Consider the following 21,384-nt stretch of genomic DNA (forward strand, 5'->3'; position numbering starts at 1 on the left):
TAGAAATTTCGGATTTACCTGGTCATGTGCACGATCTTTTCATGTATCCGTTGTTCCGTATCTTTCGACACCAGGAAATAGATCCCATCCGTTAAGCCGGCCATATGAAGCTTCCCCTTTCCTTGTTCCAGACGGATTGTGCCGATTTCTTTCCCTGTAACATCCAGCACGCGGATTTCTTGAGCCTGGCCACATCCGATGCATTCCACATTCACATCATCATGCATGGGATTGGGGTAAATCGTTAACCCCGTTAACGGCTTCTCCATGTTCTGTGTTGATGTGATGCAGGGATCAAAAACCAGGGATTTGATGCCGCTCCAGTTCGATGCGAAGGGCACGCCGAGGGTGCATATGTATGAGAGGTAGATGTGATGATCGTAAAGCGAGACACCCCATGTGCCGATGTTGTTATCCGCTCCTCCGTAGAAATTGCAGGAGTCGGGAGTTGTCGGGTCACTGATGTCCAACACCATCAGGTCGCTTTTTCCCGTGCTCAGGTAAAGTCGGTTGCAGGTTGTGTCCAGGGCAATCTCATTGGCATGGCTCGGACTGGTGAACCAATTGTTGTTCGGACAGTCGTAAGGGTTCCACCAACCTGCCAGTGTCATGATGGATGTATCCCGGATGTCGATCACTTCCAGGCCACAATAGTCCACCGTAACATACGCCAGCGTATCCCTGATCACGATGTTGTTATAGGCCCTCGGGCGATTGATCGGCGTGTACATGACCGGGTTGCAGTAGCGCCCGGTTTCTCTGGGGTGAAGAGGATCTGTGCAATTGATGATGCGCAGTCCGCCCGCGTCATAACACAAATACACGATGCTGTCTTGAACCACCATTCCTCTTGCGTTGTACAACGATGCCGTCGGGTTGTTCACCGGCCAGTTGATATCCGGAATGAATGTTGAAACAAGGCGGATGCTGTCTTTGTTCGTTACATCAAGCAGCACAAGCCCGTTGCCCATTGCACCCAGGTAGGCCATGTTGTCTTCTACTTTCACAATGCCGCTTCCGCCGGTACCGGTCGGGTGTTTCCATGTAGCCGTAACCACCGGTGATACCGGGTCGCTGACGTTTACAATGGCCATGCCGCTGGATTCATTGTTATTGAAATGTGTACCGGTGGCCAGGTAAATATAATCACCGTACTGGCTCAGGTTCATCACTTGCAACGAGTCGAGTTGTGCCAGCGGAATCGATGCCACTTGTGTCGGAAATGAGGGAGTACTCAGGTCGTAAACTGTTAAACCGGCCTCCTTGTTGGCTACGTATAGGTATGGTTTTCCGGATTGGTCGTGGGTCATGGTCAGGGTCAGACCCGAACATGCGGCTGGCATATCGGCTTCCCATTGCAGGTTCATGTCCGCACAGTTCTGTGCCGAAGCAGAAAGGCTTATTGCTCCCAAGACGGGTAAAAACAGGCATATGATCACGCGGTTCATCATCGGCTTTTGATCCACCGTGTGTATTGGGTGCTGTTTTCCACTCGGATCATGTACATGCCCGGGGCCAATGTTCCCGCTGGTAATTGCGTGTACTTTCCCGTGGTGGTTCCGGAGGCAACCACACGTCCCAATTCATCCAATACATAAAAGGTGGTATGTTCCAGCGGTGGGTTGAGGTACAATTGTGCCAGGGTATCGGCAGGGTTGGGCACCACGCGCATATCGGATGTTGCTGTCATCCGATCAATGCCGTTGTTGCACGTTGTGTTGGTGCGGATGAGGATTCGCGAAGTGTAGGGGGGCAGGGTGATTGTACCGCAAACCAGCTGGCTGTCGAGATCCAGATAAAGTACATTCCCGAGAACCACATCGGAGTCGTTATCGGTCGGGTTCATGATCAGCGTGTCCATCGCCTCGGGGAGTGTCCAGCTGACGAAGCTGCTGCGGGTATGTGTATCGTTACCGGTTGCTTGCCACGCGGGGAAACCGTAATCGGTGTTGGGTGTTTCCTGCGGTCGGTATGCATAGTGGGATGCGTTGTATGGCTGGAAGTACCGGTTGGAATCAAGCGGGCCTGTGTCCATGCTGTCGGTATAATCTACCTGGCGCAGGATGTAGGCATTCGGATCCCTGGCGAAGAAATCGTTACGGGATACGGTGATATTGCGCATGGGGATGCCGGTGATGGGGTTTCCGTTCAGGTCCAGGGCAAATCCGCTTCCGTAGACCACGTTGTCGGAAATGGTGTTGTACTGGTTTCCGCTGTTTTGGAAAATGCCTTTGGGTGTTTGATTGTAAATGGTGTTGGCGATGACGCTGCAATGGTTGGTGCGGAAGTCGAAGTAAATGCCCGGGGTGAGGAAGTCGGCCTGGTAGGTGCCTTCGGTATTGCCTTCGCTATTGCTCACGAAGTTGTTCCGGAAGATGTTGTATTGCGATCCCACACCAAATGTTTTCAATGCTGCCCCGTCATTGTTCAACAGCATGGCGTTGCGAACAACGTTGCGTTCCACCAGGTTGTATTTGCCATCAACCGATAAGCCGCAATAACCGGCACTGTCAACCAGGTTGTGGTGGATGTGACAGCTATCGGTAAACGATGCCAGCAGTGCCGATCCGTTGAATTCCTGGCCTACACCATGGTTCCGGAAGGGAGCGATGTTGTGGAATTCGTTGTGATGGATTTCAGCTCCCGTTGCCGTGTTGCGAAGATAGATGCCCAGTCCATCCACATGTGTGAATATGCAGTTGCTGATTTCAGCATGGGTACAGAATACATCCACACCGTACTCGTATTGCCCGTAAAACCGGCAGTCTGAAACATGGGTATGTGTGTTGTTGGAATCCAGGATGGCAACACCTGTACTTGTTTGCATATCAAACGCAATGCCTGCAATGGTGATGTGGTTTGTTCCTGTTCCCAGCTCAATGCCATAGGGTCGTACGGAGGCTTCGCATGTCATGCTGTTGGGATCACCGGTGGGAATACAGTACAACTTTTGTGAAGAGGAGATGTATGCCCATTCCTGCTGAACGGAGAGATACGAACTATCGCCGTACAGGAAGTATCCGTATTTCCGGGTGGCTTGCTGCAGGGTGGGTGTTTGAAATGCAATGTGGTTGCCCGAAGAAGATGCAACGGCTGTTTTTTCCCAGCACCACTGTTTGGTATGGATACACACCCATGATGCATCCAGTACCTGCGGCGGGATGGCTGCCAGGTCTGCATCTTCAAGGAAATATTTGGTGGCAGAATCCACCTGGAGGTAGCTGCCTGCATCCGGATAGCGTGCCAGGGTCTGTTCCTGCCGGTTGATGAAAAAACCAACCGGTGTGGAGTTGAAAGTTGCCATGTAGTTGCCGCCGGAAGCGGTCCATCCCGTAACCAGGTCGGCACCGCTTATGACGGGGTAATCGCCATTTCCGTATGAAGTGATCACCAGGTCGGTAGCATTCGTGACGGTCATTTGCTCCCGAAAAATATCCCCGCTTTTGAGGAAAATTGTATCGATGCCGGTGAAGTTGGTCAGTGGTGCAAAGCTGGCCCAAGGTGCGTTCTGACTTGTGCCCGGATTGTTGTTGTTGGCGTTGGGGTCGGTGTTGGATATGTAGCGATGTGTGGCGTAGGAGGGGAGGATGCATGCAAGCAGCAGGAGAATGGTAATCCGCAGGTGGTTTCTGTGTAGGATGATGTTCATTCTATGGTTGGGTTTTCAGCTTTTCCAATACCTGGTCGATGGTGTTGAACACCGGGTTCTTGGGGTCGAGTGCCGCGGCCAGGTACGTGCGGGCTTTGTTGAAGTAATCGATGGCCTTCTCGTTGTTCTCGTCAATGTAGATCTGGGCGGAGTAGTAATAGATTGTGCCCAGGGTGAGGCTGTCTGTTTCTTCTTTGATCATCCCCTCGTAATATCCTGCCAGGTCTTTCAATTGGTCAGTGCCGTGATATATGTCCATCAATGCCTGGTGTACGGAAGGGTTGGTTTTGCCAATCGTGTAGAGTTGTTCCCGCATGGCTTTGGCTTTTTTTGATTTACCTGCCACGATATAGGCGAACAACAATGCCTTTTGGGTATAAAAGTTCTCCGGTTCGATCTCGTCACTTTTTTCCAGGTATTCGATTTCGTGGGAATGGTCGTTCAGTTCGGAATACAGTTGTCCGATCATGCGTGCCGCATCTGCTTTTGGAGCGGGTTTTTCATATAGTTCCAAGGCTTTTTTTGCGTGGTCGATGGCTTGTTGGGTGCTATCCAGGTACATGTAGCCGTACGCAAGGTTGTATTGCGTTTCGGGTTTGTCGGGATTGAGTGCCAGTGCCTTTTTGAGGTCGGGGACAGCATTGTTGTATTCGGCACGCATCAGACGCACCATACCTGAGGCGAAGTAGCTGTTCTCTTCCGCACATCCGAGTTGGGCAGCGGCATCGCAATGCTTCATGATTTCCTGCTGGAGTTCTTCATCGGGCTTCAGCCATCTGCCTCCGTATTTGGTCAACACTTCATAATAGTAAGCGGCCAGGCCTTTGTGCAAACGACAGTTGGTGCTGTCGGTTTCCAGGAGCGCTCCGAAGATGGTTGGGGCATCGAACATGTGCATGGACGCGGAAATGCTTTGTCCACGGTAATCCATCACATCTTCGCTGGGCTCCAGGTCTTTCAGGGCAAACATCTGGTGCATGATGCTGGTGACGAAGTATTTCAACAGGAGTTCGTTCTTCACACAAACCACTTCCGCATTCTTGTTGCCAGGGTCGGTGTGCTGAAGGATGTTGTAAGCGCTTTCGTATTTCTTTACATCGATCAGTTTTTGAACCGCCTCCAGGCTGTCTGTTACATTTTGTGCGTAAGTGCCTGCGAAACTGAGCGTGCATGCGGTGATGAAGAGTAAGTGCCTGGTCATGCTTGGGGTTTAGAAAGTATAAATGTAAGTCTTTAGTCCTTAGTCGTAAGTCTTTAGAAATTAGATCTCAGACTTTCTTATGCTTTGAACCCATAGGTACGTAGACCATAAGGCTTTGTTAACGCTATCGTGCGTGGGCCTGGAATCCGGTGTTCTGCATCCTTGTATCATTAGAGGAAGAACAGTTGACCAGTCTTACCTATGTAAGGTACAGCATCTCTTTGGCTCCTTCCGTATTTGCAGATGCCATAACTTGAACCGGGGTGGGAATTGGCATACCCCTTATTACCGTCATGGCACTTTCAACCTGTGAGAAAGGTATATGATCTAGTGTCTAACATCTCATGTCTCATGTCTGGGATCCAGCCCCTATACCACGCCTTTACCCAGGTAGGCACGCAGTTTCGGTGGAATGTCTCTTTTGATGAGTAGTGACTTCAGTCGGTAGGATTCCTCCTGAGACACGGGTGCTTTGATAAACTGGATTTCTTTGCCTTCCTTGGCCACCACCGGTTCACCGTTCATATACAGGATCCGGTTTGAATACAGCGATGGAACACGACGTCCGGGGGTAACGATGCCCGTTAGGTTCAACGGATCGGCGGCGCTGATGGCTATGGCAACTTCACCTTCTGCTTGCCTGACTTTTCGCAACAGCGGGATGGCTTCCGGCAGCGCAAACTGCTCTCCCCACAATCCATTTACAAACCTCCCACCCCTGATTTCGCCGCGTGCTTCCATCGTGCGGAGCACCCGCACCATGTCCCGCCAGGGTGGCATACCGCTTTCGCGTTCCACCAATTTGCGGCACACCACACCGTATCTTTTCAGCAACACCCTCGCCATTTTTTCCTGCAGGTGCGATGCTTTTACCGGCTCCGGTTCGGATGCCAGCAATGACCACCGGCCCGCATGTTCCAAGGAGAAGGTCATCACCTTTTTACGGTTGCCCCTGCTGCGTGTGGCTTTGTCGGGTATCAGCAAAGCACGTATCCCTATGAAACTGTCGGATGTGATGAGGCCGGCGGCTACCAGTTCCTGCACCGCTTCCGTGGCTTCAGAAGGGAGGAGTCCTGCGCGTTCAGATAAACTGCCGAAGAAGTCGGCGCCTTTGTCTTGTAAGCATTGGAGGAACCTTTGTGCGTGGTTGGACAGCGTGATGTCTCCGCTGTTTCGCAAAGCTTTCCAGTAGCTGATTTCATTTCTCCCGACCAGGGTAATGGAAGTTGTTTTGATGGGACCCCGCAGGTTGTCGCCGTTGACTTTGATTTTGAACTTCCCCCAGGTTACCTGACCCGACATGCACAGCACATCCAGCCACAGGTAGTCGTAATCCTTCACACGCATCGGGAGTATATCGCCCTCCCAGGCGGCCGCCTGGGCTTCATAACCCTCCAGTTGCAACAAAGCATTTCGCAAAGCTTCCGGGCCTTCGGTGCGTTGTTCGGGCAGCATGCCTTGCCAGCGAAACAGGAAGCGCATGAACGCAGCGGCAGAAACCGGCTCGATCTCTTTCCTGAGTTTGGTGAGTGTGTACCTATGAATGCGGGCCAAGAGCCGCCGTTCACACCATTCGGTCTCTTCGGTGCCCGGAGTAAACTTCCCCCGGAAAACAAAGCCGTCGTTTTCCAGTGCAAGCAAGGCCAGGGATACCTGACTTTCTTCCAGGCCTAGCGGTACCGATAACTGGTCGGGCAGAATCGGTCCCATGATCTCCAGGCGTCCGCGTACGATTTCCGTCAGGGCATCTTTTCCGGATGTGGCCCACTCCCGGATCAGTACCTCGGGTGCTTTCACTTCCGGTTGTGGTTGCACGTCAGGGAAGCGTGTTTGCCATTCCGGCAGTCGCTCGGTAGCTATCCAGAGTGTTTCTTCTCCGGGTGCAAATGAGGTGGCACGACCTGCCTCCACCAGTGTTTGAAAGTAAGGCTCCCAGTGGTTGTGCTTTCCTTCCGTTGCGGTGATGTAGCCAGCCAGGATAAGGGCATCATGCAGTTCTTCGGCTTGGGCTGCTTCCGGCCAGGCTTCCTTGCGAACATTGGCAATGGCCTCGGCATCCAGCGATCCCAACTCTTTGGCTTCCGCCGGATCTATCCACCGGCGCATGCGAATGGCATTGGTGCGTCTTTCTTCTGCCGGGGCATTGTCCAGAAAGGCGTAAGGTCTTGCGTTAAGGATTTCCTGTGAAATGGGGGAGGGTTCCCTCAGGTCGCAGGCGTGCATGGTGATCTCGTTCTTTTCGATGCGTTCCAGCAGGGTTTCCAGCGAATCGATGTCCATGGCCTCTGTGAGGCAGTCGTGAATGGTTTGCTTCACCAGCGGATGGTCGGGAATCTCGCGGTCGCCCTGGATGTTCTCCAGGCAGGCCAACTGATCAGGGAAGACCAGCGCCACCAGGTCTTCAGCCTGCATGCGTTGTATCTGTGGAGGAACCTTCCCTTTGGATGTTCTGCGAATCAGGGCGAGGGCACGGGAAGCATTCCACCGCCATCTTACTTCGAACATGGGCGCATCGAACATGGCCTGGATAAGGATCTCCCGCACCGTTTGTTTTTTCAGGTACTGGAACACCTCCTCCAGCGGAAAGCTATGGGTGGATCCCAGGGAGAGCACGATGGCGTCTTCGTTTGCCGCTGCCTGCAATTCGAAGTTGAATTTCCTGCAGAACCTTTTGCGGAGTGACAAGCCCCAGGCTTTGTTGTGGCGGCTGCCGAACGGACTGTGAATCACCAGGTGCATGTCGCCCGCCTCATCAAAGAATCGTTCCAGCACCAGGTTGTTGCAGGATGGGATGATGGTCAGCGCGGCCTTGGATGCGGCGATGTAACAGATGATCTGGTCGGCGGCCGAGGGCTCCAGGCCCACTTCTTCGGTCAGGTATTTCATGGCGGGTTGCTTCCATGCTTCGTTGGCCGTTGGATCGGTAAGTGCATCCGCCGGCGGGATGTCGTTCACATCGCCGACAAGCTCGGCCACTTTTTCACGGAGATCCGATACGGACCTGGAAAGTTCGGGTGTGCGACCGGCGGCTTCACCGAACCAGAAAGGGATGGTGGGCGGAAGGCCTTCCGCATCTTCAACAAATACGCGTCCGGTTTCGATCCGGAGCATGCGCCAGGTTTTGTTGCCGAGTTGGAAGATGTCGCCCGGCAGGCTTTCAACTGCGAAGTCTTCATTCAGTGTGCCCACAAAAGTGCTGCCCGGTTCTTCCAGCACGTCGAAATCAAAATGGTCGGGAATGGCGCCGCCGGAGATCATGGCGGTGAGCCGTGCGCCTTTGCGTGCTTTCACATCGCCGTTGATGCGATCGTGATGCACGTACGCGCCGCGGCGCCCTTTGCGTGTGGTGTAGCCCTCCGCCAGCATCTTCAGCATGGCGTCAAAGGTTTCCCGGGTGAGGTTGCGATAAGGGTAAGCGCCTTTGCACATCCCGTACAGTTCATCCTCGTGGAAATCCCTTCCGGCTACTTCGGCTACGATTTGCTGCGCCAGGATGTCCAGCGGCTCCTCGGGCATGATGATGGAGTCGAGTTCCTGTTTGCGAACCGCATCCAGGATGGCAGCGCATTCCACCAGTTCGTCGCGGGTAAGCGGAAACATCCGCCCTTTCGGTGTGCCGCCGACGGAGTGGCCCGACCTGCCCACGCGTTGCAGGAAGGCGGCGATGGAACGGGGTGAGCCGATCTGGCAAACGAGGTCAACCGAGCCGATGTCGATGCCCAGTTCAAGGGATGCGGTGGCTACGATGGCGCGCAGCTTTCCCGCTTTCAGTTTTTGTTCGGCTTCATGTCGGTGTTCTTTCGACATGCTGCCGTGGTGGGCGGTGATCTGATCGTTCCCGAGTCGTTCCGACAGGTTGTGCGTGAGTCGTTCCGCCAGCCTTCGCGTGTTTACGAAGATCAGGGTGGTGCGATGACTTTCAATCAGCCGCACGATTTCCTGGTACAGCTCATCCCAAACTTCGTTTGCCATGATGGCGCCCAACGGTGAGTTGGGTAAGGTGAGGGCCAGGTCGCGTGGTCGGGTGTGGCCGGTATCTATGATGTTAACATTTTTCCTGCTGCCACCTTTGAGGTAGTCGGCCACCCGTGAAATGGGTTTTTGTGTGGCCGACAGTCCGATGCGCTGCAAGGGTCTTTCGGTCAGTTTTTCCAGTCGCTCCAGCGAGAGTGACAGATGCGAACCGCGCTTGTCGCCCAGCATCGCATGAATCTCATCAATGATCACGGTTTCTACGGAAGAGAGCAAGCGTCGGCCGTTCTGGCTTGTCAACAACAAGTAGAGACTTTCCGGTGTGGTTACCATGATGTGAGGCGGGTGACGGAACATGGCAGCCCTTTCTGACTGCGTGGTGTCTCCGCTTCTCACACCCACCCGAATGTTGATGTCGGGGAGTTCTTTTTCTTTCAGTCCGCGCCGGATACCTTCCAAGGGTTGCTCCAGGTTCTTGCCGATGTCGTTGCCGAGGGCTTTGAGCGGAGATACGTACAATACCGTTGTTTCGGGCATCAGCGTGCCTTGAAGTCCGCGTTGCACCAACTCATTGATGGCTGAAAGAAATGCCGCCAGCGTTTTACCCGACCCGGTGGGAGCTGCGATCAGTGTATGATGTCCTTCCCGAATGGATGGCCAGGCCTGTGCCTGTACATCCGTCGGGTGGCCCAGGGTTCGGGTGAACCACTCGGTTACGACGGGGTGAAATGAGAGTGACTGCATCTAGCCTTAAAGGTAGCGAATTTTGAAAAGCGACAGGAGCCCATAATTTTGCAAGTATGATTACACATCAACAACCTGTGGCCATGATGGTGGCCGGACTGCCCGGCAGCGGAAAGTCGGCACTCGCGCGTCTTCTGGCCCTTTACTGTCAGGCTGAACATCTCAATACCGACCTGGTTAGGAATGAAGCCGGCATGCGGGGAAAGTATGATGCGGTCAGTGTGAAGCAGGTGTATGAACGCATGTTTGAAAGGGCGAAGGAGGTGTTGAATGCGGGCCGTCATGTGATCGTGGATGCCACCTTTGCAGATGAGGAACGCCGCGCCGATTTTGAACGGGTTGTGTCCGGTGCGCAGGTGTTTCGAATTTTGGTGGTGTGTGATGAGCAAGCAGCATTGGAAAGGGTACGTCAATCCCGACCCGACAGTGAAGCGGGGGAGGAAGTGTATCTGCAAATGAAAAAAACATACGCGCCCTTTCGGCAGGATGTGATGCAGGTGGATTCCACGGATGTTCCCGCTCAAGACCAGGTAGATGTTGTGCTTGCAAAACTATTGGAGAGCGGGTTTCCTGCGTCGGATGTGCGCACATCGGCCGATGTGATGGAGAAGGATCTTCACGGTGTGACGAATCGTTATGACACCCATATATCCACGGTGCTTATTGCGCCGCCGTTTGCTTACAAACTCAAGAAGCATGAGCGGTTTAATTTCCTGGATTTTTCACGACTGGCCGATCGCCGTCATTTCTGTGAAGAAGAAGTGCGATTGAACAGCCGCCTGGCACCGGACATGTACCTTGGCGTTGTGCCGGTGGAGAAGGATGAAGTGTTGTTGGATTATGCCGTGAAGATGAAAGCGCTGGATCCGGCTCTGCAGATGCATGTGATGTTGGAAAACGGACAGGTGACAGAGGCGCATGTGGAAGCCATTGCACGAAGGGTGGGTGTATTTCATGCGGGTGCAGAAAAAATATATGTCGGACAAGATGCCGGCGCATTGCTGAAACGCTTCATGAACATCCGTGATGCGTTGGATGCTGTGAAGAAAGATCTGCCCGCCCCGATGGTGAGGCGAGCAACAAAAGCAATGGAAGGTGTGGAGGTGTATCTTGGACAGGAAAAGAAATTCATAGAAAACAGGAGGCAGGCCGGTTGGGTGAGGGATGTGCATGGCGACCTGCATGCACGCAACATCTTCCTGTATGAAGACCCGGTTGTGTTTGATTGCATCGAATTCAACCCCGACTTCCGACGCATCGACCTGTTGAATGAGGTGGCCTTCTTTTGCATGGACATGGAAGCGGCGGACAAACCCGAACTGGCTTCTGCGTTCATGAAGGCCTACCTGCCGTGTGTGCCCGGTGTGGATGAAGGGGCGGACTCATTGTTTATATATTTTAAAGCCTATCGCGCCAATGTGCGGGCCAAGGTGAATTTCCTCCAGGCAGCACAGGGGAAGCCCGGTTCGGAAGCAGCATTGAAAGCTGGTGTTCATTATCTGGGGTGGATGTGTACCTATATGGAGCAAATAAGCAATCGTTCCCGGATGCTATCGTGATGTGCGGGTGCATGAATGCGGATCTTAATCTTACCTTCGTCCCGTTCCTGCGAACATGACTGAGACGAATTATCAAACGCTTCCGATTTGGTGCAGCTGATCATATTGATGACCTGGTGTGCATTGCTTTACCGGCCCGCACGCTACCTGTACGCCAGGTTCAGGGAGATGCCGCGTGTGGTCAGTTTGGTGGCGATGGGTTTCCTGGGCTTGTTGGTGTTGGTGTTTCACAATGTGATCACACGGGAAGGCTGGCCTTACAACCACGATTATCAGGCGATGCAGTTCAGAACCCTGGTCTATGCCTATCACTACGACCAGTTCGATTTTTTCCCGCTGTGGTCATCGGGGGAGGCGGGTGGCATGGGCAGTCCGCTGCCCTTGTTCTATCACAAACTGTTTTTCTGGGTGTCCGCATGTTTTTTTGAAGTATTGCACCACATGCAGGCATCCATCATCCTGGCGTGTGCCGTATTTGTTGCCGTTGGATGTGCGGGCGTGTTCAGATTTCTGCGCATCATGGGGCTTCGGATATGGCCTTCGGTGTTGATCGCATTCCTGCTTCCCCTGCAGCATTATGCATATACCGATTGGTTTGTGAGGGGAGCGGTGGCTGAATTCTCGGCCATGATGGTGATCCCATGGTTGTTTGTTTGGTGTGCACATTACCTCAAAACCGGGGTGTTCGGGTATTCCCTTGTTTGGGTCCTGCTGGCGGTTTACTTTGCGCATTCCATCATCGGTTACTATGCCGTATTGATTGTTTTGTGTGCGGTTGCCATCCGGTGGAATCATCATTTCGAATGGGCGGAGGTTTGGTCAACCATCAGAAGAAGTGTTATTGCCGGTGTTGTTTTTGCGGGTGTAATGAGCATTTACCTTATTCCCGCATACCTTGTTTCCGATTGGTACGATCCTTCCAAAATCAAAATGAACATTGTGGATTTTTTTAAGCCGTTGTGGTTGTACTTCTATGATGGCGATTATTCTTTCCATGATTCGCCAAATGGCTACACCGTTCAGGTGAGTGGCGTGGTTTGGATCAGCATCGGTGTGCTCACATTGTGGTGGATGATCCATAAGGCGGTGGTTCGGGAGCGGGTGTTGTTGCCAACGCCTGCAGCGCATCTGATCAGGCTGCACCTGATGGCAAGTATGTTGTTTTGTTTCCTGCTCCAATTGTCTTTGTCCATGCCATTTTACTTCTTCGTGCCCGGTGCCGACTTCATTCAGTTTCCCTGGCGTCTGTTGTCGTTCATTGAAGTGTCGCTGATACTTGTGATCGGACTCATGGTTCTTCGGGTATCACAGGCCTATGGGAAGAATGCAGCTTTGGGTATGACCCTGCTTATGTTTGTTTCCATGGCATATGCTTACCCCGGTCGCGCAAGGCCGCATGATTCATGGGGGTGGTATGAGAGCCGGTTTTTCGAAGACGGGGTCAACCGGGGCGTGTTCGGTGGAGGAGAATACATTCCTAATGTGGCTGATACCACGGCCGATGAAGGATACTACCGGCAGTTGGCGCAGAAAGGAATAGAGGTGTTATCCGGATCGGTTGTGACAGGTGAACGGGATGCCCTGGAAAATGCGGAGGCCCTCAGGCTTGTGTACCGGTTTGATGCGGAGCAGCCCGCCGAGGTGGCACTCCCGCTCAACTATTCAGGTCTCGAACGTATGGTTATAGAGAAAGACGATATCCGGTTGAAGCTGGTTTGCACCCGCACCCCGGATGACCCGAGGATGCGGATTCATATCCCCGCGGGCCGTTCCACGGTGGTTGTGTTTTTGCCTTCCTTTGCCAATATTTTCCGATGAACCAAGGGAAGAAGCAGGGTGGGTGAGGATATAATTCAGGAAGTTGTTTGGTAATGTTCAGATTATTTATGACATTTGCACTCCTTAAAAAGGTTAGCATTATGGCACGTGTTTGTGAAATCACCGGTAAAAAGGTCATCGTAGGAAACAAAGTTTCCCACTCGAATATCAAAACCAAACGTACATTCCAACCCAACCTTCAGGTGAAGAAGTTTTTTATTCCTGAAGAGGATAAGTGGATCACGCTGAAGGTTTCTACCAGCGGTCTCCGTACCATCAACAAAAAAGGCATTTACGCCTGTCTGAAGGAAGCCCGTGCAAAAGGGTTCACCCGTCAGTAACAGATTCAGCATACTATATTTCCAAGAGCCTGAGCATTCAGGCTCTTTTTTTTATCCGTTGTGTCACCTACAATTTGCGGATTGTTATCTTGTGGAAGTTGTGTTGCATGTGTGTGTCAAATAATCTTCAACCATGTCCATGTTTTCAGCTGTATTGATGATTTTTCTGGTGATGGACCCCTTCGGGAACATTCCGTTCTTTGTGGGTACGCTTCGCCATGTGGATCCGTCGCGTCACCGGAAAATCATTGTCAGGGAGTTGCTCATTGCATTGATGACACTCATGTTGTTCATGTTCGCCGGCAAGTACATCCTGCAGATGCTTCATATTTCAGAACCCTCGCTGACACTGGCCGGTGGGTTGATTCTATTGTTGATATCCATCAAGATGATTTTTCCGGGTTCGCAGGCGGATGGGAGGGAGACCATTGAAGGAGAGCCGTTCATTGTACCGCTGGCGATTCCCTATGTGGCGGGTCCTTCTGCCATGGCTACGGTGATGCTGATATTCAATCGTGAGCCCGGGCGGTGGATGGAATGGTTGCTGGCACTCGTGGTGGCATGGCTGCTGTGTAGCTGTTGCATCCTCGCATCGGGTGTGATCAGTCGCAAACTGGGAAACAAGGCCCTGGCTGCCGTTGAAAGGTTAATGGGGATGGTGCTTTCGGCGATGGCGGTTCAGATGATCATGACCGGTATCGCCCGGTTCATTCAGGCAATGCCTGCCTAGTATCCGTACTTGTCGCCCCAGCGTTTTCTGAGGAATTCACGCAGTTCGTTTTCCCTCGCGTTCTTGCCGGGATCATACATGCGTGTGCCTTCTATTTCATCGGGCAGGTATTCCTGGCGGGAGAAACTCCCGGGTTGATCGTGGCTGTATTCGTATTGTTTTCCGTAACCAAGGTCTTTCATCAATTGTGTCGGGGCGTTTCTAAGATGCAGCGGAACGGGAAGTGTACCGGTTTTTTTCACCAGTGCCATGGCCTCGTTGATGGCCTGGTAGGATGCGTTGCTTTTCGGGCTTGATGCCAGGTAGGTGGCGGTTTGAGAGAGGATGATCCGGCACTCGGGATACCCGATTGCATGCACGGCCTGGAAGCAGCTTTGCGCCATGACCAGGGCTGTAGGATTGGCGTTCCCGATGTCTTCAGATGCCAAAATCAGTAAACGACGTGCGATGAACAGCGGGTCTTCTCCGCCTTCAATCATCCTGGCCATCCAGTAAACCGCTGCGTTGGGGTCGCTGCCCCGGATGGATTTGATGAATGCCGAGATGATGTCGTAATGTGACTCACCGTTCTTGTCGTACCTGGCGAGGTTGCTCTGAATGACCTTGGTTACAAGTTCATCGGTGATGACGCCACCGTCCGGCGGCAGGGTTTCCGATACCATCTCCAGTGCGTTGAGTAACTTCCTGCCATCACCACCCGAAACCTGCAGCAATGCCCCGGTTTCCTTGAGTTCGATCTTGCGTTTGGATAAGTCCTCGTCTTCTGCAATGGCTTTGCGTAATAAACCTTCAAGATCTTCTTTACCGAGGCTGTTGAGGGTATACACCTGGCACCTTGAAAGCAGGGGAGAGATCACTTCAAAGGAAGGGTTTTCCGTGGTGGCCCCGATCAGCGTGACCAGGCCTTTTTCAACGGCGCCCAGCAACGAGTCTTGTTGCGCTTTGCTGAATCTGTGAATTTCATCGATGAACAATACAGGACGTGGAAGCCCCATCCTTACTTCTTGTTCCGCTTTGTCAATCACCGCCCGTACGTCTTTTACACCCGATGTAACCGCACTCAATGCATACATGGGCATTTCCAGTTGGTGTGCCAGCAATTCTGCGAGTGTGGTTTTGCCCACACCCGGAGGCCCCCACAGGATCATGGAGGGGATTTTGCCGGCTTCAAAAATCCGCCTGAGCGGGCCGTCCGCGCCTATCAGGTGAGACTGCCCGGTATAGGCGTCCAATGTCTTCGGTCGCATGCGTTCTGCCAGAGGGGCGTGGTTCGGATTCATCATGTGTCAAAGTTATTTGAAATCCTGGAAAGCACGACAGAAACCCCTTGTAAAGGAATGTTTAAATGCGAAGCAATAGCGTATGATCGAAACGGCTTTTTTAGTAAGTTTGGGAGCATTTTGTGTTCCAGTAACCATCATTCGAATGAAAAAAATTCTATACGCTTTTGCGTTTGCCATCATGGGTGTGACTGCCGTTGCGCAAACCCCAACCTTTGATCTTTCCGTTCAATCCGGTTGCCCTCCTTTGATGGTGAAAGCAACCAACACGTCCACACTGAAGCCGGGGATTCACTATCGGTGGTATTTCGGTGAAGGAAGTTATATCTGGTCCTACGATACGTCGGCGGTTCAACACCCGACCCACATATACAACACGGTTGGAAGTTACACGGTATACCTGGAGCAATTCGACGGCAGTTTCAATTACTTAGGAGGTACCAACAAGGTGGTGACCGTGCAGGGATCAACCGGTCAGTTCTTTATCAATCCTTCCGACAGCGCTTGTCCGGGCACTTCCGTTCAGTTCTATACTTACATGACCAATTCGTCACATTCCTGGGATTTCGGTGACGGCAATACAGGGTCCGGGTCATCTGCATTTCACACCTTCACTACACCGGGAGTATATCCGGTAACCCTATACCTGACCACACCGTGCGGACCTGATACCATCGTTAAAATGTTCAAGGTGTCAACCAAAGTGCAGGCCCAGGGTGGTTTCACACTTTCTTCACGGGATGTTTGCCTGGGAGAACCGGTCAGTTACAGCAGTTACTATACCAACCAGGCCACCCATTTTGATTTCGGAGATGGTGCAACAAGTTCCCAAACCTTCGGTAAGCACGTGTATGCCGCCCCCGGCCAATACTACATCAAGCAAGACGTGACCAATGCTTGCGGAAACTCAACCCAGGTGGTGGATAGTGTGACGGTTCATTCCAACCTGCCCGTCAATCCGAGTGTATATATGAATCCTTCGCGGGATACCATTTGTCCGGGAGATGAGATCAATGTATACGTGTCGGGAGACTTCAAACAACTCAGGTTCAATTTCGGCGACGGAACCATTGTAAACCTGGGTGAAGGTCAGAATTACGCTTACCATACCTATAATCAGTTGGGCGACTATCCCATTTCGGCGCAGGTGACCAACTACTGCGGAAACGACAGCCTGCTCAAAGATACGGTTCATGTTGTAGGGTCCCAGGGCTTTGATCCCAATGCGGTCATTCATCTTAATTCACATGATGTTTGTCCGGGAGCCAATGTTTCCATGTATCTCAGCAGCAACCAGTACTATCGGTCTTATGTGTGGACATATGGAGACGGAAGCAAAAAGGATTCATCCTCTTACTCCAGCACCAACCATGCATTCAAGTCGTTCGGACACTACCCGGTTGAGGTGAAAGTGTACAACGGTTGCGGTGAATCTCAGATCTACCAGGATTCCATTCATGTGGTGCCCAATGGCGGATTCCCCGATGGGGTCAATATCAACGGACCTAACATGGCCGTGTGTCCCCAGCAACCCATCAGCCTGGATGCTACCTATGGGTATAAGTTCTACGTGTGGAACATGGGAGACGGAAGTCCGAAAGATTCTACATCCGATGCGAGCAAAGATTATTTCTACAGCACACCCGGAAACTACCAGGTGGCTTGCACCATCTACAATTTCTGCGGTGAGGATTCAACGGTGAAGTTTGCAGTGTCGGTTGATGGCAATGCCGGATTCCCGTCCGACCCTTATTTCAAGTTGGATCAAAACCCGGGTGGTGCGGTGTGCCCCGGTCAGGAGGTATTCCTGAATGCTCCGACCGGATACGCCTCCTATGCGTGGGACTATGGTGACGGTTCTCCGGTTGATTCCACCTTTGATGCATCCCGCGGTCATGAATATCCGACCGAAGGGGAGTATACGGTCAATTGCCGCATTTATAATTATTGCGGAATAGATACTGTGTTGCAAGCAACAGTGAGTGTGCAGGATCATGTGCCGTTTCCAACGAATGATCCCAACTTCCGGATCAACACCAACACGAATGCCGTGTGTCCCGGACAACGGATGTCGTTCAACGGTCCTTCGGGTTACAAGTATTATGTATGGAACTATGGAGATGGCGTGGTTGATACCACCACCACGTACTGGCGGGATCACTTCTATACCACGCCCGGTACCTACGACCTGAAACTTACCATACAGAATTTCTGCGGAGATGACACCACCATTTCCACTACGGTGCAGGTGGAAACGAATTTAGGTTTTCCGATGTACGGATTCGGCCTGAGTGTATACACCAGTCCGGCTTGCCCCGGTCAGCGAGTGAGTTTGTGTGCCCCTTACGGCAACAAGGCGTATGTGTTTGATTTCGGCGATGGCTCTCCGGTGGATTCTACCGGCAATTCCTGTTCGGATCATCGCTATGGCGCACCCGGTACCTATGCCGTAAGCGCCCGCGTCTATAACTTCTGCGGGTATGATACGGTGATAACCTCCTCGGTGGAAATTGATGACCAACTTGAATTTACATCCAGTCTGAGCATCGATTTCGAACCCCAGCACAGTTGCCCCAATCATGAAATTCAGATGAGCGCATCCGGCGGGTATGAGAGCTACGTGTGGTATTTCGGCGACGGGGATACAGCCTATGGTGGTTCTTCCGCAGCACATAGGTATGAGAACCCCGGTGTGTACCAGGTGGCTGTTAAGATCACCAACTATTGCGGAGCGGATAGCACGATTGAGTCTTTTGTGACAGTGGATTCGCTGGCAACATTCTCCAGCAACATCAACATGAGCAGCTGGCCGGAAAGCAATTGTCCCGGCGACCTGGTTTCATTTGATGTTACGCGGGGTTTTGAAACCTATTTCTGGTCCTTCGGTGACGGAACTTTCGATACCACCAATACGGGTAGGATCGATCACGTATATTCCGCATTGGGTAATTATTCTGCTTCCGTGACCATTATGAACGGATGTGGCAATACCATTACCAAGAAGCGTTCCGTGTCTGTGGTGAACAATGCGGCAGTGCCGGAAATGGACCTGGAGGTAATCAGCTCTCCGCTTTGTCCCGGCGATAAAGTCATGCTCATTCCCGGCGGTGGAGATTCGGGTTATGACAACTTCAACTTCTACTGGAACTTCGGCGACGGAACCAGGGACACCACTTCCGGTGGAACGGAGCATATCTTTACCAACATCGGTTCATACAACGTAATGGTCACCGTTGAGAACGGATGCGGAAAACGTGCGTCTATCGGTCAGTCCGTGGAGGTCATTAACAATGCGCAACCGGTGCTTGACGGAGAGAAGTTCGGTGTGGCCGCGCAAAGCCAATACGCCGGATGTGCCGGTGATGCACTGTTGTTCTACTTCTTCGGGGAGTTCGATCAGAACAACTGGGATTTCGGTGACGGAGTCAGTGCGTCGGCTACGGAGAAATTGCTGCTTCCCAACGGCGCCTTCGCAACCATTGTGAAACATGCGTATCAGTCGACCGGTAACTACTGGGCCAAGCTTACCCTGACCAACAATTGCGGCAACTCGGTGACAGATTCTGTGCTGGTGCGTGTGGGTGGAAACCTGGTTGTGGACGGGAACATGTTGATTGAGCCTCCAATGGGCGGCAACAAGTATACCACTTGCTGGCCGGTGACCATGCTGGGTATCGGCGGATCCAAGTTCTTCTGGAGTTTCGGTGATGGCGATACGCTCACCAGCTATTCTCCTACGATTGAACATACCTACCTTACTCCGGGCAACTATGCGGTTACCCTCACCATTACCAATGCTTGCGGCAACAGCGCCACAGTGAACGGTGCCATTAATGTGAGCGGGGTAGGCGGGCCACAAATCAACGTGTCGGAACTTGATCCGGTTACCTGTAACGCTGGCAGCAACGGCAGTGCCGTCGCCACCATTAGTATCGGACAGGCACCTTACAAATACATATGGGATGACAACCTGCAGCAGACCGCGGATACGGCGGTTGGATTGACAGCAGGTACGTACCATGTGACGGTTACCGACGCCAACGGATGTACCTCGTCGCAAAGCGTAAGCGTAAACGAACCTCAGCCCATTCAGGTATCCACTTCCAAGGTGGATGCAACCTGCGGCACAACGGATGGCAACGCAAGTGCAGTGGCATCCAACGGCAATGCACCTTATTCGTATGTGTGGTCCAACGGTAAAACCACAACCATTGTGACCGGTCTGGGCAAAGGCATATATCATGTAACGGTAACCGATGGCATGGGATGTACCCAGTCCGGTGCAGTGAATATCAATGAAATCGGAGCACCCACGCTGCAGGCTGATTCGTTGAACGATGCCGGATGCTACGGTGCGGCCGACGGAAGTGTAAAGGTGGGGCTGTCGGGTGGAACCTCACCATTTGCATATACCTGGTCCAACGGTGTAACCACCCAGAAGGCAACCGGTCTTGCTGCAGGTTCCTATACGGTAACGGTGACCGATTCGGGCGGATGCAGTTCCGTGGCTTCTTTCAATGTATCCCAACCGTCCCAGATTAAGATTACAGTGTCAACAACCAAATCCAATTGCGGTACAGCAAACGGATCGGCTTCAGTGACGGTATCGGGTGGTACGAGCCCGTACACCTATGCCTGGTCTACAGGTGGCACCGGAACCAGTGCAAGCGGCCTGCCTGCAGGTACCTACGATGTGACCGTAAGCGATGGCGCCGGATGTAGCGAAGTGAAGGTGGTAACGGTCGAGAATACAGGGTCGCCCCAACTGGCCAACGTGGTACACAATACCACTTGTAACGGCACCAACGACGGAGCCATCGATCTTACTGTGACCGGCGGCACCACGCCATACATTTACACATGGTCCAACGGCGGATATACACAAGACATCAGCGGACTGCAACCGGGGGTGTATACCCTCATCCTGCAAGATGGTGCCGGTTGCCTTGTGGTGCGCAACTATACAGTATCGGAGCCGGATGAACTGACATCCACCATGGTCGCGTCCGGAACGGCATGTACCACCCAGGATGGTGCCGTGCAGGTGACCGCTGCCGGTGGCACCATTCCGTATTCCTATGTGTGGTCGGATGGCCAGACGAATGCCACAGCAACCGGACTGGCAACTGGTGATTTCCAGGTAACCGTAACCGATGCCAATGGCTGCTCGGTATTGGATACCGCAGCAGTGGATGTGGAAGTGCCCATGCAGGAGATCTGTATTGTAACGGTTGATTCCACCACGGAAAAGAACATCGTGGTGTGGGAGAAACAAACCGGGTTGGGCATTGCAAGCTTCAATGTGTATAAGGAAGATACAGTGCTGAATAAGTTTAACCTCATAGGGAATGTGCCGTTCACAGGTGCTTACAGTGAATTTGAAGATGTTACTTCAAATCCACGCGCGGTGGCGGCCAGGTACCGCATTACTGCGTTGGACTCATGCAGCAATGAGTCCGTAACGGGTACGATCCATAAAACCATGTGGCTACAGGCTGCACATGGCACAGGAGGTACAATCTCATTGATGTGGACGCCGTATGAAGGTGTGGTGGTACCGACCTATCGGGTATGGAGGGGCACCAATCAAAACCCGCTCAGTGTATTAACCACCGTTGCGGGTTCGGTAACGGGCTACAATGATCTGTCGCCGTCGGCCGGACTTGACAGCATCACGTATGTGGTGGAAGTGGTGCCTGCAACAGGTTGCGTGGCTACCTTCAAAACCAAGAACTACAATTCATCCAGGTCCAACAAAACGTCCATACCGCCGCCGCCGGATTCGGTGGATGCGGTGCCGAATGTGCGCGGACTCATCGAACGCTTCGAGTTGTTCCCGAACCCGAACCGGGGATCATTTACCTTCAACCTCGAACTCAGCAAGCATCAGCATGTGACGATGCAACTGGTGAATATGCACGGACAGGTGATCTGGACGGAAAAACTGGGGGATGTCTCGGGTGGACTCACTCGACAGGTCGAACTGGACCGGCATGTGCCCGGCATCTACTTCCTGCAACTTGTTTCGGATGAAGCCATCCTGACCAGGAAACTGGTGATCGAGTAATCCTGTTGCAAAATGCCAAAGAA

General features: G+C 52.5%; 10 protein-coding genes. 5 read left to right on the top strand and 5 right to left on the bottom strand.

Features of this window, described 5'->3' with window-relative positions; translation table 11 throughout:
* Positions 1-14: 14 nt before the first annotated feature.
* The 4 genes from H6585_05970 to H6585_05985 form a co-directional block, all read right to left on the bottom strand.
* Positions 15-1,367 carry a T9SS type A sorting domain-containing protein gene (locus H6585_05970; GenBank protein MCB9447875.1) on the bottom strand — a complete coding sequence of 451 codons (1,353 nt, stop codon included), beginning with the start codon at positions 1,365-1,367 and terminating at the stop codon, positions 15-17.
* A gap of 80 nt (positions 1,368-1,447) precedes the next feature.
* Positions 1,448-3,649, bottom strand: coding sequence for a right-handed parallel beta-helix repeat-containing protein (locus H6585_05975; protein MCB9447876.1), 2,202 nt, complete (start codon positions 3,647-3,649; stop codon positions 1,448-1,450).
* Position 3,650: 1 nt separating this feature from the next.
* Positions 3,651-4,850, bottom strand: coding sequence for a hypothetical protein (locus tag H6585_05980; GenBank protein MCB9447877.1), 1,200 nt, complete (start codon positions 4,848-4,850; stop codon positions 3,651-3,653).
* Positions 4,851-5,219: 369 nt separating this feature from the next.
* Positions 5,220-9,566: a DEAD/DEAH box helicase gene (locus H6585_05985; GenBank protein ID MCB9447878.1), complete on the bottom strand. Its 4,347-nt coding sequence runs from the start codon at positions 9,564-9,566 to the stop codon at positions 5,220-5,222.
* Positions 9,567-9,622: 56 nt separating this feature from the next.
* Between H6585_05985 and H6585_05990 the strand changes: the two genes are divergently transcribed.
* The 4 genes from H6585_05990 (at position 9,623) to H6585_06005 (ending at position 14,014) form a co-directional block, all read left to right on the top strand.
* The gene (locus tag H6585_05990) at positions 9,623-11,125 is read left to right on the top strand and encodes an AAA family ATPase (GenBank protein MCB9447879.1); all 1,503 of its coding nucleotides are present in this window, start codon (positions 9,623-9,625) and stop codon (positions 11,123-11,125) included.
* A gap of 87 nt (positions 11,126-11,212) precedes the next feature.
* Entirely contained in the window at positions 11,213-12,943 is a 1,731-nt protein-coding gene (locus H6585_05995; GenBank protein ID MCB9447880.1) for a hypothetical protein, read from the top strand.
* 101 nt (positions 12,944-13,044) lie between these two features.
* A complete protein-coding gene (locus H6585_06000; protein ID MCB9447881.1) occupies positions 13,045-13,284 on the top strand; it encodes a 50S ribosomal protein L28 in 240 nt (79 codons plus the stop codon).
* A 133-nt stretch (positions 13,285-13,417) separates the two neighbouring features.
* Positions 13,418-14,014, top strand: coding sequence for an NAAT family transporter (locus tag H6585_06005; protein MCB9447882.1), 597 nt, complete (start codon positions 13,418-13,420; stop codon positions 14,012-14,014).
* Here the strand turns inward: H6585_06005 and H6585_06010 are convergent.
* A complete protein-coding gene (locus H6585_06010) occupies positions 14,011-15,294 on the bottom strand; it encodes a replication-associated recombination protein A (GenBank protein ID MCB9447883.1) in 1,284 nt (427 codons plus the stop codon). The genes H6585_06005 and H6585_06010 overlap by 4 nt on opposite strands.
* Before the next feature lie 145 nt (positions 15,295-15,439).
* Here H6585_06010 and H6585_06015 point away from each other — a divergent pair, with 145 nt between their 5' ends.
* Positions 15,440-21,361, top strand: a complete 5,922-nt coding sequence (locus tag H6585_06015; protein ID MCB9447884.1) for a PKD domain-containing protein — start codon at positions 15,440-15,442, stop codon at positions 21,359-21,361.
* Positions 21,362-21,384: the final 23 nt, after the last annotated feature.

The sequence above is a fragment of the Flavobacteriales bacterium genome (assembly GCA_020635855.1).
Taxonomy (GTDB): domain Bacteria; phylum Bacteroidota; class Bacteroidia; order JACJYZ01; family JACJYZ01; genus JACJYZ01.

Coding starts and splice junctions, on each gene's coding strand:
- H6585_05975 (MCB9447876.1), bottom strand. CDS start 3,649: ATGAACATCATCCTACACAGAAACCACCTGCGGATTACCATTCTCCTG.
- H6585_05990 (MCB9447879.1), top strand. CDS start 9,623: ATGATTACACATCAACAACCTGTGGCCATGATGGTGGCCGGACTGCCC.
- H6585_06005 (MCB9447882.1), top strand. CDS start 13,418: ATGTCCATGTTTTCAGCTGTATTGATGATTTTTCTGGTGATGGACCCC.
- H6585_05980 (MCB9447877.1), bottom strand. CDS start 4,850: ATGACCAGGCACTTACTCTTCATCACCGCATGCACGCTCAGTTTCGCA.
- H6585_06010 (MCB9447883.1), bottom strand. CDS start 15,294: ATGAATCCGAACCACGCCCCTCTGGCAGAACGCATGCGACCGAAGACA.
- H6585_06015 (MCB9447884.1), top strand. CDS start 15,440: ATGAAAAAAATTCTATACGCTTTTGCGTTTGCCATCATGGGTGTGACT.
- H6585_05985 (MCB9447878.1), bottom strand. CDS start 9,566: ATGCAGTCACTCTCATTTCACCCCGTCGTAACCGAGTGGTTCACCCGA.
- H6585_05970 (MCB9447875.1), bottom strand. CDS start 1,367: ATGAACCTGCAATGGGAAGCCGATATGCCAGCCGCATGTTCGGGTCTG.
- H6585_06000 (MCB9447881.1), top strand. CDS start 13,045: ATGGCACGTGTTTGTGAAATCACCGGTAAAAAGGTCATCGTAGGAAAC.